Annotated in this window: 15 protein-coding genes and 1 other annotated feature; of the genes, 7 read left to right on the forward strand and 8 right to left on the reverse strand. The window is 37.4% G+C overall.

From position 1 onward, the window contains the following. Nucleotides 1-101 precede the first annotated feature (101 nt). The 3 genes from ABH960_RS06675 to ABH960_RS06685 all read right to left on the reverse strand — a co-directional run bounded on the left by ABH960_RS06675 (nt 102) and on the right by ABH960_RS06685 (nt 1054). Nucleotides 102-425, reverse strand: a complete 324-nt coding sequence (locus ABH960_RS06675) for a hypothetical protein (protein WP_113935769.1) — start codon at nt 423-425, stop codon at nt 102-104. A 20-nt stretch (nt 426-445) separates the two neighbouring features. After that, complete coding sequence (locus tag ABH960_RS06680) at nt 446-670, reverse strand: spore germination protein (protein ID WP_113935770.1); 225 nt, start codon at nt 668-670, stop codon at nt 446-448. 78 nt (nt 671-748) lie between these two features. Next, the gene (locus ABH960_RS06685) at nt 749-1054 is read right to left on the reverse strand and encodes a rhodanese-like domain-containing protein (RefSeq protein ID WP_000141214.1); all 306 of its coding nucleotides are present in this window, start codon (nt 1052-1054) and stop codon (nt 749-751) included. 199 nt (nt 1055-1253) lie between these two features. Between ABH960_RS06685 and ABH960_RS06690 the strand changes: the two genes are divergently transcribed. Beyond that, nucleotides 1254-1436 (forward strand): hypothetical protein, encoded by a 183-nt coding sequence (locus ABH960_RS06690; RefSeq protein ID WP_002129493.1) that lies wholly within the window; start codon nt 1254-1256, stop codon nt 1434-1436. 48 nt (nt 1437-1484) lie between these two features. Here the strand turns inward: ABH960_RS06690 and ABH960_RS06695 are convergent, their stop codons facing one another. Continuing rightward, nucleotides 1485-2609: a homoserine O-acetyltransferase family protein gene (locus ABH960_RS06695; RefSeq protein WP_404443756.1), complete on the reverse strand. Its 1125-nt coding sequence runs from the start codon at nt 2607-2609 to the stop codon at nt 1485-1487. Between the two features lie 152 nt (nt 2610-2761). Here ABH960_RS06695 and ABH960_RS06700 point away from each other — a divergent pair, with 152 nt between their 5' ends. The 5 genes from ABH960_RS06700 (at nt 2762) to ABH960_RS06720 (ending at nt 7886) form a co-directional block, all read left to right on the forward strand. Continuing rightward, nucleotides 2762-4771, forward strand: a complete 2010-nt coding sequence (locus ABH960_RS06700; protein ID WP_404443759.1) for a spore germination protein — start codon at nt 2762-2764, stop codon at nt 4769-4771. A gap of 16 nt (nt 4772-4787) precedes the next feature. Next, nucleotides 4788-5882 carry a spore germination protein gene (locus tag ABH960_RS06705; protein WP_002138709.1) on the forward strand — a complete coding sequence of 365 codons (1095 nt, stop codon included), beginning with the start codon at nt 4788-4790 and terminating at the stop codon, nt 5880-5882. Then, nucleotides 5858-6937, forward strand: coding sequence for a Ger(x)C family spore germination protein (locus ABH960_RS06710; protein WP_404443763.1), 1080 nt, complete (start codon nt 5858-5860; stop codon nt 6935-6937). Before ABH960_RS06705 ends, ABH960_RS06710 begins: the two co-directional genes overlap by 25 nt. A gap of 91 nt (nt 6938-7028) precedes the next feature. Then, nucleotides 7029-7214, forward strand: a complete 186-nt coding sequence (locus ABH960_RS06715) for a hypothetical protein (RefSeq protein WP_002129504.1) — start codon at nt 7029-7031, stop codon at nt 7212-7214. 249 nt (nt 7215-7463) lie between these two features. Then, the gene (locus tag ABH960_RS06720) at nt 7464-7886 is read left to right on the forward strand and encodes a pyrophosphohydrolase domain-containing protein (protein ID WP_404443766.1); all 423 of its coding nucleotides are present in this window, start codon (nt 7464-7466) and stop codon (nt 7884-7886) included. A 44-nt stretch (nt 7887-7930) separates the two neighbouring features. Here ABH960_RS06720 and ABH960_RS06725 read toward each other — a convergent pair whose 3' ends face one another. Beyond that, entirely contained in the window at nt 7931-9007 is a 1077-nt protein-coding gene (locus ABH960_RS06725) for a VrrB protein (RefSeq protein WP_404443769.1), read from the reverse strand. 157 nt (nt 9008-9164) lie between these two features. Here ABH960_RS06725 and ABH960_RS06730 point away from each other — a divergent pair, with 157 nt between their 5' ends. Next, entirely contained in the window at nt 9165-9593 is a 429-nt protein-coding gene (locus ABH960_RS06730; protein ID WP_404443771.1) for a GNAT family N-acetyltransferase, read from the forward strand. Between the two features lie 25 nt (nt 9594-9618). Here ABH960_RS06730 and leuS read toward each other — a convergent pair whose 3' ends face one another. The 3 genes from leuS to ABH960_RS06745 all read right to left on the reverse strand — a co-directional run bounded on the left by leuS (nt 9619) and on the right by ABH960_RS06745 (nt 15117). Then, entirely contained in the window at nt 9619-12027 is a 2409-nt protein-coding gene (gene leuS / locus ABH960_RS06735; protein ID WP_404443774.1) for a leucine--tRNA ligase, read from the reverse strand. 65 nt (nt 12028-12092) lie between these two features. Further along, nucleotides 12093-12311, reverse strand: a binding site (T-box leader). Between the two features lie 198 nt (nt 12312-12509). Next, a complete protein-coding gene (locus ABH960_RS06740) occupies nt 12510-13703 on the reverse strand; it encodes an MDR family MFS transporter (protein ID WP_002089089.1) in 1194 nt (397 codons plus the stop codon). A 190-nt stretch (nt 13704-13893) separates the two neighbouring features. Beyond that, nucleotides 13894-15117, reverse strand: coding sequence for a cation:proton antiporter (locus ABH960_RS06745; RefSeq protein ID WP_404443777.1), 1224 nt, complete (start codon nt 15115-15117; stop codon nt 13894-13896). Between the last annotated feature and the right edge of the window lies 1 nt (nt 15118).

Below are 15118 nucleotides of genomic sequence, written 5' to 3' on the forward strand. Positions count from 1 at the left end.
ATCTTTTTTACTTTAAACAAACCTCTTCTTCTTAATATGTATTTACAAAAACAATCTCAAAGACTATTTTTATTTTAAATAATAAAAACTCCCTTAATTCCTTAAGGGAGTCCAGAAACTGAATCCATATTATCTGTATTAGGGACAGCTTGCGATATACTCGACACATTTGCACCTTGCCCCATGTTTGTTCCCGTTACAGTACCAGCAGGGGTACCTCGTGTATAGGTTGTCGTCACCGAATCTCCCGGTTGTAAACAAAGCTTCGTCTCCGTCCCTATTACTGTAACAACGTCAATCCAAGTGCAACCCGTTGAACCACTATACGATTTCGAAGCAGTAAATGAAGTATCACTCAAATTATCCCCTGTAAATATATTCCCAGTATTATTAACGATAATAAATTCTTTAATACGTGCAGGCATACTTACACTCTACCTTTCATTTATGAACCTAATGTACGTGTACTCGTCGCTAATGGCGGAAGAAACACTGATGTTCTAATCACAGCTTCTGGCTGTCGTTTCCCATTTAAAAAAACAGCCGCACTCGATCCTCCAGCACCCGCATATATTTTCGATACAGCAAAAGGTGCGATATTATAACAGTCGCCAACATTAACAGCCCCTGTATTATTAATAATTTTTACTTTACGCATGTTAATCCCCATTTACCCCTCCCCCTTTTGTATACTGTATGCAAAAGAAAAAAACTTGAAACAGACTCGTTTCAAGTTTTTAACAATTAACTATTTAGTTTCCCCTTCATATTGAAGCATACCGCCAACCATGTTCACTGTTTTAAATCCTTGTTCATTTAAATAATGGCATACATTTTCACTGCGCATTCCCGAACGACAAATAAAGATATATTCATTCTCTTTCTCAAAGAAATCTACTTTATTTGGAATATCACCCATTTTAATATGTACAGCTTCTGGAATTTTCCCTGCCGCTACTTCTTCATCTTCCCTTACGTCTACTAAAAATAACGTTTCTCCATTTTCTAAACGCTCTTGCACTTCTTCTGTAGTAATTGTTTTTACTTCTGTCATATGTAGTTCCTCCTTATATACAATAAAACCTTCAGTTTCTTCTTTAAACAATCATTTCTCATCAATTTTAGCACGCGAAGGAAGGAACGCAAAGAATGGAACATTTATTTCTCAATTTTCCAGCAAAACTTATTCTTTACAAACATAACTGACGCATTGTATCCTCAATATACTTGTTTGATGAAAGGAGCCAGTTAAAATGACACTTTTTCTTTTCATTATGGGCATCATTTTCTTAGTTTTTGCAGTTATTGCTCTTAGTATGAAAAATAATAAAAAGATAAAATCCCCTCAAGAAATGTCATTCTTATTTCTATTACTTAGTATAGCTTTCTTCGGTTTATCAATCGCTTCATATATTTTCCGTCTGCAAATCATGTAAAAAAAGGTGCCTACTATAAATCATGCACCTTTCCACATTAATTATTTCCTACACAAAACTAGATACTTTCCGGTTTAAAAACTCATAAATTTTCTTTTCAAATAAATGAACATCTAACGCTCCTGCCATATGCCCATTTATACTTTCTATCTCATATACTTCTGCGTACTTCCCTTGCTTTTGTAAAATATCTACCATTCTATAATTGTAACGAGGCGGCTGAAGTAAATCTTGTTTGCATGGAATCATGAGTACATTCGCTTCAACCTTAGAAAGAGCCTCTTCTAAGGAAGAAAATCCATGTGCAACATCATGTAATAAGACCGCTTTCGCAGTATACATCCATGAATTTGCATCTACTAAATCTATACTTTTACATGTCACTTTATTTATCTCTTTTTCAAATGATGTTAATGCAGAAAATTGTTGATAAGGTGCCATGTCTATACTGTTCCGCGGGAATGCTGTTTCATAAAAATGTTCATCAAATGCATTCATAAACATCATTTTATTCGCTAAATGAAGCCCCTTCATTGGTTGCTCCTCTCCGTACTTTCCGCCTTTCCAATCTGGATCAAGCTGAATTGCTTCAATCGCATTTTGCGCTACATTTCCCGACGTTATAATTGGATTTTGCGGATTCGTAATAACTCCAATCATTCGCTGCACCATATGAGGATAGTGGACAGCCCATTGCTGCGCAATCATCCCACCTGCCGATGGTCCCATTACAGCATGTAACCTAGCAATCCCCATATCTTTTATTAACTCATATTGCATACGTGCTACATCTAAAAATGTGAAAACTGGAAAATCCATCGCATACTCAAAACCAGTCATCGGATTTATCGATTTTGGTCCCGTTGTAATCACATATGGGTTCTTCACTTGTACATTACAAAGGTTATCAGTACATATAATGAAATATTTATTTGTATCAATTGCTTTCCCAGGTCCAATTAATCCATCCCACCAACCAGCCCCCTCATCATGCTCTGTATATTTTCCTGCCGCATGACTTGTTGCACTAAAATAGTGACAAACCAAAATCGCATTTGATCTTTCTCTATTTAAAGTACCATACGTCTCATACCCCATTTGAACAGGAATCTCCCTACCATTTTCAAACACAAACTTTTTTAAAACAAACTTCTCCTTTTTTACAATTTGCACAGAATCGCCTTCTTCCCGTCATATTATGAACTGCTTACTAAAGGATTTTTTTTATGCAAACCAATCTCCTCCTTCTTTTAATAAATAAATGAATAATATACAAAATTAGCCACAAAATAGCACTATATTACAAGATCAAAGAGGGCATACATATGATTTGGAATTGGTTACGCAAGAAAAAAAACTCAAATACAAAAGAGACAGATGATTCGAAACAACAGTCTGATGATCAAAAGGAACATAACAAAGATAAGAATGACGAGCCAAAAAGTAAGGAACAAACTGAGGATTCTTCTCAAAACAAGCAGCAAAATTCTAAGCAAGATAATAATTCTCAAGACAAACAGCAAAATTCTAAGCAAGATGATAATTCTCAAAACAAGCAGCAAAACTCTAAGCAAGATGATAATTCTCAAAACAAACAGCAAAATTCTAAGCAAGATGATAATTCTCAAGACAAACAGCAAAACTCTAAGCAAGATGATTCTTCTCAAGACAAACAGCAAAATTCTAAGCAAGATGATTCTTCTCAAGACAAACAACAAAATTCTAAACAAGAGGATAATTCTCAAAGCAAACAGCAAAATTCTAAGCAAGATGATAATTCTCAAAACAAACAGCAAAATTCTAAGCAAGATGATAATTCTCAAAACAAAAAACAAAGCTCAGGTAGTAACAGCATTTATGACTTTAGCAAACCAGAAAGTGACCATATTCATTCTCTACAAGATTTAATAAAGAAGCTGAAACAGTCTAGTGATTTTGTTAATTACCATACATCTGACGATGAAACGATGCCTTATTGGATTTCTTACTATCGCCCTTCACTTGACGGTGAGAAATTGCAAAAGTATTTAATGCCTACTCTAATGGAACGTCCTTGCGCTCCATTAGAAGAATTAAAAGAACATATTCCAATGAGTGGTATAACGATTACGAACGACTTACAAAAAATTGAGGACATGGTTTTAAAGGGACATGCGATTATTCAATTGAATCAGCAAGATCAAAAATGTATGCTTGCAAACATTGCAATTGATAATTATCGTGCACCAACTCCTCCATTAAATGAATCAACCGTTATCGGGCCACAAGAAGGATTCGTAGAAGATATTGATACGAATATTAATTTAGTACGAAAACGTCTTCCTGTTTTAGATTTACACACAAAAGAGATGATTATCGGAGAGTTTTCAAAAACAAAGGTTGTCATGATGTATTTAGACAACCTTGCCGAAAAAGATAATGTAGACTTTCTAGAAGAATCACTTCGAGCTCTTGAATATGATCAAATTAACGATAGTGCTTATATACAGGAATTAATGGGTGAAAAGTCAATTTTTCCTCTCTATATAAATACAGAACGCACTGATAGAGTCACAAAAGCACTTATTGATGGAAAAATTGCTATTTTTGTTGATGGTTCTCCTAGTGTCCTATTAACGCCTGTATCATATTTCGATTTTTTCATTTCACCAGAAGACTATAACGTATCTTGGCTATACGCGACATTTTCAAGAATATTACGCCTTATCGCAGTTCTATTCTCAATTTGTGCCACACCGTTATATGTCGCTATTTTAAATTATCATTACGAGCTCATTCCAAGTGATTTGCTTGAAACATTGATTTTATCAAGGGCACAAGTACCCTTCCCACCTTTAATCGAGGCACTCTTTTTAGAATTAGCTATTGATTTATTAAGAGAAGCTGGCGCGCGATTACCAATGAAAGTTGGACAAACACTAGGTATTGTAGGCGGTATTGTAATTGGGCAAGCATCTGTACAAGCTGGTTTAACGAGTAATATTTTATTAATTATCGTTGCCTTATCAGCGTTAGCTTCCTTTATTACGCCCATTTATAAAATGGGTAACGCCGTTCGTTTACTACGTTTCCCATTTCTCGCATTTGCAGAAATAGGTGGGCTCTTCGGTATATCTCTTGGATTTATCTTTTTATTTACCCATTTGTTTAGACTTACTTCTTTACGTAAACCGTACGCTCTCTTTTATCCAACGAGACAACAATCCTTTAAAGATTCTTGGATTCGTTTTCCATTAACAATGATTGATACTCGAGATGTTCAAGCAAGACCGCAACACGTAAAAAAAGCAACTAATGGAATTTCTACGAAACATACGTCAGATTTTGATGATTAAGAAATGAGGTGCATCGATGAGTAAAATTAAAGCAGAACACCAAATATCACCCGTCTTCGTTTTCTTTTTAATTCACGGTGCACAATTTGGTGCTGGTGTTCTCGGATTTGCCCGCATTATTGCGAAAGCAGCAGGATACGATGGCTGGATAGGTGTCCTTCTCACAGGAATCATCATTCATATTCTCCTATGGATGATGTATTCCTCATTAAAAGATATAGATGGTAATTTAATTGATTTGCATAAGCAAACATTCGGAAAGTGGCTCGGGAATGGGATTAACATTATATTTATGGTGTATTTTTTAATCGTAAGTATTTCTGTTATTCGAACATATGTAGAAATTATTCAAGTATGGATGTTTCCCTCTGCTTCGACTTGGATGTTAACAACTTTTCTATGCTTAGTCGGTTACTATATTATTTCATCTGGTTTTCGTGTTATTACTGGTATCTGCGTTATTTCTGTCGGTGGCACGCTCGGATATCTTTTCCTTAGCCTTTTTATCTTAAAATACACTCACTGGTCTAATTTACTCCCTGTATTTTCACATTCATTTTCAGACATTTTAAAAGCAGCTCACTTATCAATCTATACTATGACCGGATTTGAAATTTTCCTTATGATTTATCCATTTGTAAAAGACTCTAAAAAATCTCATAAATTCGCTCAATACGGTGCATTATTTTCTAACCTTTTATATTTATTTAGCACCCTCTTAGCTTTTACATTCTTTAGCGAAAAACAATTATCCAAAACGATTTGGGCCCAGCTCTCTATGACTCAAGTTATTCAACTACCTTTCATAGAACGGCTAGAGTACATTGCAATTTCTGCTTATGTTCTCGTTATTATTACGAGCTTTATTCTTCCTTTATGGGCAGCAACAAGAGGAACACACGAAATATTTCGTGTAAAACAAAGAGGTGTTTTAATTGCTTTTATGCTCATTACCCTCATTATTTCACAGCTTTTAACGAACAGACATGATATTAACGATTTTATTAGTAATGCATCAAGGATTAGTTTTTGGCTTATATACATATACATCCCAATTCTATTTATTATTGTGTGGGTGAAAAGAAAATGGAAAAAATCAAAAGAAAATTAATGCTTCTTTCTTGTATCAGCGTCCTTAGTCTAACTGGTTGCTTACAAAAAAATATTATTGATGATGTCAACCTAATTCAAGGGACTGTTTTTGATACAGCAAAAGATAATAAAGTAAAAGTCACATTCGTTTGTCCTATACAGAAAAAAGGTAATAAAGTTCAAGTCTTTGAAGGAGTAGGAAACGCAGTAAAACAAGTAAAAGCGGATACTTCTTTAGAATCCTCTCAACCGTTTGCAAGTGGACAAATGCGTATTGCTTTATTTACTACAAGAATCGCTAAAAAAGGATTGTCAACTTCCTTTGACACGTTAATTCGTGATGTGAACATCGGGAACTCAATGTATGTCGGTCTATTAGAAGGAACTGGAATGGACTTACTAAAAGGTAAATATACAACATCATCTAACGTTGCCATTTATATAAAGAAAATGTTAGACCATAATATGCAAACAGGCCCTTTACCTACTGACAATCTACATTTAGGAGCTTATCGATATTATCGTGAAGGCCAAGATTCCTATTTACCAATTCTCAAAAAAGATAAAGATAAAATAAAAATTACTGGCATCGGCCTTTTAAAAGGAGATAAATATATTGGCAAAATTAATTATCATGATATGTTTGCCTTTAAAGGCTTATTGGAAAAACACCGATTAGATTCACATGAATTTAAAGCAAACTCTGGATACACAATCATTAATAACATTCGATCCGTCCCAACTTACCAAGTAAATATAGAAAACGGGAAACCATCATTTTTCATACACGTCAAACTAGAAGCGCGTATTCAAGAACTATCTAAACAGTTCAACTTAGACAATAAAAAGAATACACAAAAAATAGAAAAATCGGTTAAAAAACAATTAGATGCAACAGCTAACAAACTAATTAAACAGTTTAAATCTTTAAATGTGGATCCCCTCGGACTAGGAGCAAAATATAAAGAACATTATCGCTCATTCAAATTAGAAGAGTGGCGAAAAATGTATAAAGATGTTCCAATTAAAGTGAAATACACTGTCAACATTACAAATTCTGGTGTAATTGAATGAGAAATGATTGAACTCCTCTCTCCAGCATGATACAACGGAAAGAGGAGTTTTTATTTTTAAATAGAGAAAAGGGATATTTACGGGGGAGCTTATGTCTAAAAAATTAGTAAAACCTATTTTAAATGGTATTTTATTTCTCGGCGTCTTTTTATTTGCTCATACATACTTAAAAAATGTTTCTTTCACACGTTATTTACTTGTAGTTATACCAATGCTACTCATCGGAATGTTTGGCATCGATCTTATTTTATCCGTTTTAATTAAGAAAGAAGAATAACGAGCGAACATCTTATTTCTCATAAGATGTTCTTTTTATTTAATAACTACCTTATGTTACAATAAAGTGAAACTTTAATCAGTGGGGATTTTGTCCATTACCCACTGATTATTAGCCTTCACCAATCGGGCTTTTACGGGCAGTTATCTCCCACCTCACTTCCTCGCATTTGCGACTTTTGAGGTGGGAGTCTTACTGCCCGTTAATGCGGGATAAAATTCGGCATAACGTAAGAAAGGATGAAACAACATGACAAACGAAAAAGGTTTAGATAAAGGATTCGAACTTGTTGCAAAAATGCATGAAGAATTCGGACATCCTGTGACAAGTACTCCAACAAAACTAACAGAAGAGCGTGCAAAAATTCGTGCTAGCTTTATGCAAGAAGAGCTAGAAGAATTTCTAGAAGCAACAACTGTTGAAGATCAATATGATGCACTTATTGACCTTGTTTACTTTGCATTCGGAACGTTTGCAGAAATGGGTGTACGTCCAGATAAAGGATTCGAAATTGTAAACAACGCTAACATGGCAAAACTATTCCCTGATGGAAAGCCTCGATTCCGCGAGGGCGACGGCAAAATTATGAAACCAGAAGGATGGCAAGCACCGGAACCACAACTTCGTGCGGAAATCGAACGCCAACGTCAAGAGGCAGAAAAAAACTGCTAGGATCTCCTAGCAGTTTTTTATTATGTCTTTTTTCCTTTGGTCTATTAATGACCCACGTGTCCCGCGTGTCCAGCTGCTCCTGCAGTACCAGCTGCTGCGCCTGCTGCCGTCCCTGCCCCAATTCCACCTCCCCAAGGCTGTTGTTGCTGCTGATATTGTTGGTATTGTTGTTGACCCTGATGCTGTTGTTGACCTTGATGATGCTGTTGGCCTTGATGATGCTGTTGGCCTTGATGATGCTGTTGGCCTTGGTGATGGTGTTGACCTTGGTGATGATGTTGACCTTGGTGATGGTGTTGACCTTGGTGATGATGTTGACCTTGGTGATGATGTTGGCCTTGGTGATGGTGTTGACCTTGATGAGTTTGATAAAGGACAGCCTGCGGGTGAATTTGATGATGACCTTGGTGATGTACTTGTTGCTGATGGTGGCCGTGGTCTTGATGATGACCATGATGACCGTGGTGTTGATGCTGGCCTTGGTGACCATGATGACCATGGTGTTGATGTTGGCCTTGGTGACCATGATGATGAGTTTGATAAAGAACAGCCTGCGGATGAATTTGATGATGACCATGATGATGACCATGATGATGTACTTGTTGTTGATGATGGCCATGATGCTGATGATGGCCGTGTTGTTGATGATGACCGTGATGGCCGTGATGCTCATGATGTACATGCTGGCCGTGATGGCCGTGATGCTCATGATGTACATGCTGACCGTGATGACCGTGATGCTCATGATGCACATGCTGACCGTGAACACCTTGAGGGAAGCCGCCGATTCCACCAGCTACAACACCAACGCCTGGTACAGGGAATCCTGTTTGTACGCCTCCAACGAAAGATGGGAATGTAGTTGGCATACCTACAGGCACTCCTCCTTGTGTACCTCCTACTAGTGCCGGAAATCCTGTTTGCACTCCAGCTACTGATGTTGGGAATCCTGTTTGTACACCCGCCACTGACGTCGGAAATCCTCCAGCTGCTCCTCCCATCCAACTTGGAATTCCGCCATATCCGTGTTGACCATCTCCTCCCATGAACATCATTTGTCCATAACTATCCGATCCACCTCCGAAGAAGCCATGTGGTGCATTATTGTCCATCCCTTTCATTCCTTTCACCTCTTCTGTTCAATTTAACCTACCTTTTTCATCATATTTCCTATAGAAGAATAGGTGTTTGTCTATATGGGAATTCCGCGCCTTTTTCTTCGTTCTTCATTCATGATAAACTAAATTAACTGATTATTTTTCAAAGGAGGCGTTTTCGTTGGAGAACGTAGCAAAAGCTTCCATCGACGATTTAGATTCAATCTTACAAATAAATGTTGATGTGATCGGAGACGATAGTAGACGAGATTATATTAAACACGCTATTGATGAAGGAACCTGCATCATTGCAAAAGAGGACAATTCCATTTCTGGTTTTCTAACATACGATACAAATTTCTTTGGTTATACTTTCCTCTCATTAATCATTGTTTCGCCAACGAAAAGAAGACAAGGTCATGCAAGCTCATTAATCTCATATATGTTAACTCATTCTCCTACTCAAAAAATATTTTCTTCAACGAATGAATCGAATGAGAGTATGCAAACCGTTTTTAATGCGAATGGATTTGTACGTAGTGGAATAGTTGAAAATTTAGATGAAGGTGATCCAGAGATTATTTTCTACACAAAAAAGCTCAGAGCATAAACGCTCTGAGCTTTTCTTTCAATCATTAGTTTGCAACAACGTTAACAAGTTTTCCAGGAACAACAATTACTTTACGAACTGTTTTCCCTTCAATTTGTTCTTTGATTGCCTCAAGTGCAAGTTGTTTCATTTCTTCTTTTGATGCGTCTTTACTCATTGTTAGTTTTGTGCGAACTTTGCCCATAATTTGAACAACGATTTCAACTTCATCTTCTACAAGTTTAGACTCATCAAATGTTGGCCAGCTTGCATATGTGATTGTTTCACTGTATCCAAGTTTGCTCCATAGTTCTTCCCCGATGTGAGGTGCAACTGGTGCAATCATTTTTACGAAACCTTCTACATATTCTTTCGGAAGTGTTTCAGCTTTGTATGCATCGTTGATGAATACCATCATTTGAGAAATCGCTGTGTTGAAGCGAAGCTCTGCATAGTCTTCTGTTACTTTCTTCACTGTTTGGTGGTAAGCTTTTTCAAGATCTTTGTTTGGTGCATCAGTAATTTTCTCACTTAATTCACCGTTCTCTTGAATGAATAGGCGCCATACGCGGTCTAGGAAGCGACGAGCTCCGTCAAGACCATTTTCAGACCAAGCAATTGAAGCATCTAATGGTCCCATGAACATTTCGTATAGACGAAGTGTATCTGCACCATGGCTTGCTACGATATCATCCGGGTTTACAACGTTACCTTTTGATTTACTCATTTTCTCGTTGTTTTCACCTAAGATCATACCTTGGTTGAATAATTGTTGGAACGGTTCTTTCGTTGGAACTACACCGATATCATATAATACTTTATGCCAGAAACGAGCATATAGTAAGTGAAGTACAGCGTGCTCTGCTCCACCGATATAAATATCAACTGGAAGCCATTGTTTTACTTTTTCAGGGTCTACAAGTGCTTCGCTGTTGTTTGGATCGATGTAGCGTAGGTAGTACCAGCAGCTACCAGCCCATTGCGGCATTGTATTCGTTTCACGACGACCTTTTTTACCAGTTTCAGGATCAACAACATTTACCCACTCTTCAATGTTTGCAAGTGGTGATTCACCTGTACCTGAAGGACGAATATTCTCTGTTTTCGGAAGAACTAATGGTAATTCTTCTTCTTTCACAGCTGTCATTGTACCATCTTCCCAATGGATTACTGGAATTGGCTCACCCCAGTAACGTTGGCGACTAAATAACCAGTCACGTAGACGGTACGTTACTTTTTGATTTCCTGCGCTTGTTACTTCAAGCCACTCAATCATTTTTACAATTGCTTCTTCTTTATTTAAACCATCAAGGAATGCTGAGTTTACGTGCGCACCATCACCTGTATATGCTTCTTTCGAAATGTCTCCGCCTTTTACAACTTCCTTCATTGGAAGATTGAACGTTGATGCGAATTCATAGTCACGCTCATCGTGAGCTGGAACTGCCATTACAGCACCTGTTCCGTAAGTTGCAAGAACATAATCAGCGATCCAGATTGGTAATTTCTCACCGTTTACTGGGTTAACTGCGTAAGCACCAGTGAATACACCAGTTTTTTCTTTCGCAAGTTCTGTACGCTCTAAATCGCTCTTCATTTTAACAGAGTTAATGTAAGCTTCTACAGCTTCTTTTTGTTCTGGTGTTGTAATGTTAGCAACAAGTGCATGCTCTGGAGCCAGTACACAGTAGCTTGCTCCAAATAGTGTATCAGGACGCGTTGTGAAAACTGTGAACTTCTCATCTGTACCGTCGATGTTGAAGTGTACTTCTGCACCTTCAGAACGACCAATCCAGTTACGTTGCATGTCTTTTAAGCTTTCTGGCCAATTAAGCTCATCTAGATCTTCTAATAGACGATCTCCGTAAGCTGTAATTTTTAACATCCACTGTCTCATCGGACGACGCTCAACTGGATGTCCACCGCGCTCACTCTTACCGTCAATGATTTCTTCGTTTGCAAGTACTGTACCAAGTGCTGGGCACCAGTTTACAGGTACTTCATCAACGTAAGCTAAACCTTTTTCAAATAGTTTTAGGAAGATCCATTGTGTCCACTTGTAGTAGGTTGGATCTGTTGTATTTACTTCACGATCCCAATCGTAAGAGAAGCCTAATGCTTTAATTTGATTACGGAACGTATTAATATTAAGCTCTGTAAATTCAGCCGGGCTATTCCCAGTATCAAGTGCATATTGCTCTGCTGGAAGACCGAATGCATCCCATCCCATTGGATGAAGAACGTTATATCCTTGCATACGCTTCATACGAGATAAAATATCTGTCGCTGTATAACCTTCTGGATGACCTACGTGTAAGCCTGCACCTGATGGATATGGGAACATATCTAGTGCATAAAATTTTGGTTTTTCTGTTTCATCTGGCGTACGGAATGTTTTATTCTCTTCCCAATGCCCTTGCCACTTCTTCTCAATTTCTTGATGATTAAAGCTCATGAGATACCCTCCTTGAAATTCTATTTATTTTCACCGCCCAAAATACAAAAAACCTCTCATCCCTAGAAAGGGACGAGAGGTTATAGATTCCCGCGGTACCACCCTAAATTAATGTAATAAATACATTCGCTTAGATCCGTAACGTGGATTAACGGCAATTGCTACTAATGATTTCACAACTGCAACTCAAAGGCGAGTTCATAACGAAACGTGGATTGACTTGCACCGACCGTCAACTCTCTAAACCAGCTTCTATTACTACTACTCCTTCTCACTGTTATTACAAATATGAGTTAATGTGAACTACCCACCACTTAGTATCTCTTAAGAGCTTACTTGAAGCGAGGGCTTCTCGGTTAATCGTTACTCTTGCTAACTAACGAATTCGTCTTAGGACAGCCGAGCTAACTCCCTTGTTCCAAAGGATATTTTATTACTATTTATTTAAATATATTCTAAAACATGTTGCATGTTCCGTCAAACTAAACTGCAATTTTTTCTTCAACTGTTTCTTCTACTTTTACTCGTCTATCATAAATACTCGTTGCTATAAGCGCTACTACAAGCATTACCATGATCGCAATAAACAATACTTCCATATTGTATAAGTCAACAATCGCTCCGCCAACGACCGGTCCGAACATTTTCCCTACAGTCGCTGCGCTATTTACAACACCTTGATAAAATCCTAGCTTATCTTTCGGTGCAAGTATATTTGCGATGGTCGGAACTGCCGGCCATACGAATAATTCACCAATTGTTAATGTCACCATCGCAACGAGAAACATCGTAAATTGCTGCGCTTGACTTAACACAATAAATGACGCCGCAAAAATGACGATTCCAATCATAATTTGTTGTTTTAAAGAACGCTTCATCCAGCGAATTAACATACTAACAAGTGGCTGCGCACAAACAATCATCGCCCCGTTTATCGTCCATAATAAACTATAATGGCGGAGGCTAATATCTAATTCTCGCATATGAGTCGCAATTGCCCCTTGCCACTGTACGTATGTAACCCAGCATAAAGCATATGCTACACATACGATTAGAAGCGCTTTGAAGCCAGGTGTAAGTGACCAACCTTTTTTCGTTTCGGCTTCTTTTTGTACCTCTTGCTCTTTTTTTGCTTCCATACCACGAAATCCAATAAACGCAATTAAGAAGAAAATAAAATATAAAATAAAGTTCGCTAAGAAAATATAATCAAAACGATAAGACGCAACTAATCCACCGCACGCTGTTCCAATCGCAATCCCAACGTTTTGTCCAACATACATTGCATTGAACGCTCGTCTCCCGCCTTCTGGCCAAACCGTACCGACCATCGCATACATCGATGGAAACACCATTCCAGAACCGAATCCGATTAATGCTAGCCACACAACATATAATGGCCAACCATGGAAAAATACAAGACCTAAAATCGATACAAGTGTAATGACAATCCCTACTAAAATTGATTTATAACCGCCCCATTTATCAAATAAAACACCGCCGAGCAAGTTTCCGATTACACCAGTAAGCGAGTTGATCATTAATACCATTCCGGCTACTGATAAAGATTTCCCTAAACTATCATGTAAGTAAATTGTATTAAAAGGCCATAAAAAAGAAGCACCCGTGACATTAATAATCATCCCAGCTACTAATAGCCATACTTTCCTTGGCATAGTCTCCCCTCCTATTCTCTTTTTTTCGTTCATATATATAACAGTAAAATTGTAGTCGTTTTTAAATAGGAAGGCAACTGATTAATAGTTGATGAAATTCAGATAATAGCACAAAGACGATTAGAATGTATTCTAATCGTCTTTGTAAAATATTAATCTATAAATAATGGAATCGTTCCCTCGCGAAAGGTTATCCAACTTCCTTTTTACGTTTTGCACTTTCTTTAGCACTCCATTTAAATATTTTGTCTAGTAGAGAGTATATTCTCCCAGACTCCTTCGTTAATAATGGCCCTAACGACGCCAATATTAAAACATATAAAGCTGAGAATGGTTTAATCGTTGCCATTAAGCCACCCGCTATTCCAAGATTCGCGACAATAATGGAGAATTCCCCACGTGATATAAGTGTTAAACCGATATTCGTAGAAGCCTTATGCGATAACCCAGCTTTACGCCCTGCAATCATTCCAGCTGTAAAATTACCGATGAGAGTAATGAAAACTGCTCCTAATGCCAACCATACTGCTCCTCCAAGCGAAAACGGATCTATACTTAAACCGAAGCTGAAGAAAAATATAGCTCCAAAGAAATCACGAAACGGGACGACGAGATGCTCGATTCGATCACTATGCTCTGTTTCTGAAAAGACGAGTCCTAACAATAAAGCCCCAATCGCTTCCGCAACATGAATTGTTTCTGAAAATCCTGCTACAAAGAATAAAATAGCGAATATTACGATAATAAAAATTTCGTTTGACGAAATATCTAATACTTTATTTAGGAACGGCGTAGCTTTTCTAGCGATTACAAAGAATAGTAACATATATCCTACTGCGATTAGTACGGATGTAAGAGCACCTACAAATGATGTTGCACCTCCGAGTACTAATCCTGAAACAACTGATAAATATACAGCTAAAAAGATATCATCAAACATAATGATTCCTAAAATTAGTTCTGTCTCTTTATTACCAGTTCTTCTTAAATCAACGATTACTTTCGCTACAATTGCACTCGATGAGATTGTAATAATTCCAGCAATAATTAATGTTTCTAGTAAGGGGAAGCCCATTATATATCCATAAAGTAAACCTAATATGAAATTAAGCGATATATGAACACTACCCCCAAAAGCAATCGACTTTCCTGATTTAATTAATTTTTTTATTGAGAATTCTAAGCCTAAGTAGAATAGGAGGAATATGACGCCAACACGGCCGAGGAAGGAAATAACTTCTCCGCTTTCAATAAACCTTAAATCGATAAGTCCTAAATCTGGGGCATGAGGCCCCACTAGCATACCGAGTATAATGAGAAACGGAATAATCGAAAACTTTAACTTTGCAGCGAGGATAGCTGCAAAAGCTACTAATACTAACGCAGTTCCAACTTCCAAAATTAAAGTATCCATC

Origin of the sequence: Bacillus sp. RC252 (genome assembly GCF_044909215.1) — a bacterium.
GTDB classification, from domain to species: Bacteria; Bacillota; Bacilli; order Bacillales; family Bacillaceae_G; genus Bacillus_A; species Bacillus_A mycoides.

Bases quoted from the DNA above. Each gene is read 5' to 3' on its own strand.
- ABH960_RS06675 (WP_113935769.1), bottom strand. From the start codon at position 425: ATGCCTGCACGTATTAAAGAATTTATTATCGTTAATAATACTGGGAAT.
- ABH960_RS06680 (WP_113935770.1), bottom strand. From the start codon at position 670: ATGGGGATTAACATGCGTAAAGTAAAAATTATTAATAATACAGGGGCT.
- ABH960_RS06685 (WP_000141214.1), bottom strand. From the start codon at position 1,054: ATGACAGAAGTAAAAACAATTACTACAGAAGAAGTGCAAGAGCGTTTA.
- ABH960_RS06690 (WP_002129493.1), top strand. From the start codon at position 1,254: ATGACACTTTTTCTTTTCATTATGGGCATCATTTTCTTAGTTTTTGCA.
- ABH960_RS06700 (WP_404443759.1), top strand. From the start codon at position 2,762: ATGATTTGGAATTGGTTACGCAAGAAAAAAAACTCAAATACAAAAGAG.
- ABH960_RS06705 (WP_002138709.1), top strand. From the start codon at position 4,788: ATGAGTAAAATTAAAGCAGAACACCAAATATCACCCGTCTTCGTTTTC.
- ABH960_RS06710 (WP_404443763.1), top strand. From the start codon at position 5,858: ATGGAAAAAATCAAAAGAAAATTAATGCTTCTTTCTTGTATCAGCGTC.
- ABH960_RS06715 (WP_002129504.1), top strand. From the start codon at position 7,029: ATGTCTAAAAAATTAGTAAAACCTATTTTAAATGGTATTTTATTTCTC.
- ABH960_RS06720 (WP_404443766.1), top strand. From the start codon at position 7,464: ATGACAAACGAAAAAGGTTTAGATAAAGGATTCGAACTTGTTGCAAAA.
- ABH960_RS06725 (WP_404443769.1), bottom strand. From the start codon at position 9,007: ATGAAAGGGATGGACAATAATGCACCACATGGCTTCTTCGGAGGTGGA.
- leuS (WP_404443774.1), bottom strand. From the start codon at position 12,027: ATGAGCTTTAATCATCAAGAAATTGAGAAGAAGTGGCAAGGGCATTGG.
- ABH960_RS06740 (WP_002089089.1), bottom strand. From the start codon at position 13,703: ATGCCAAGGAAAGTATGGCTATTAGTAGCTGGGATGATTATTAATGTC.
- ABH960_RS06745 (WP_404443777.1), bottom strand. From the start codon at position 15,117: ATGGATACTTTAATTTTGGAAGTTGGAACTGCGTTAGTATTAGTAGCT.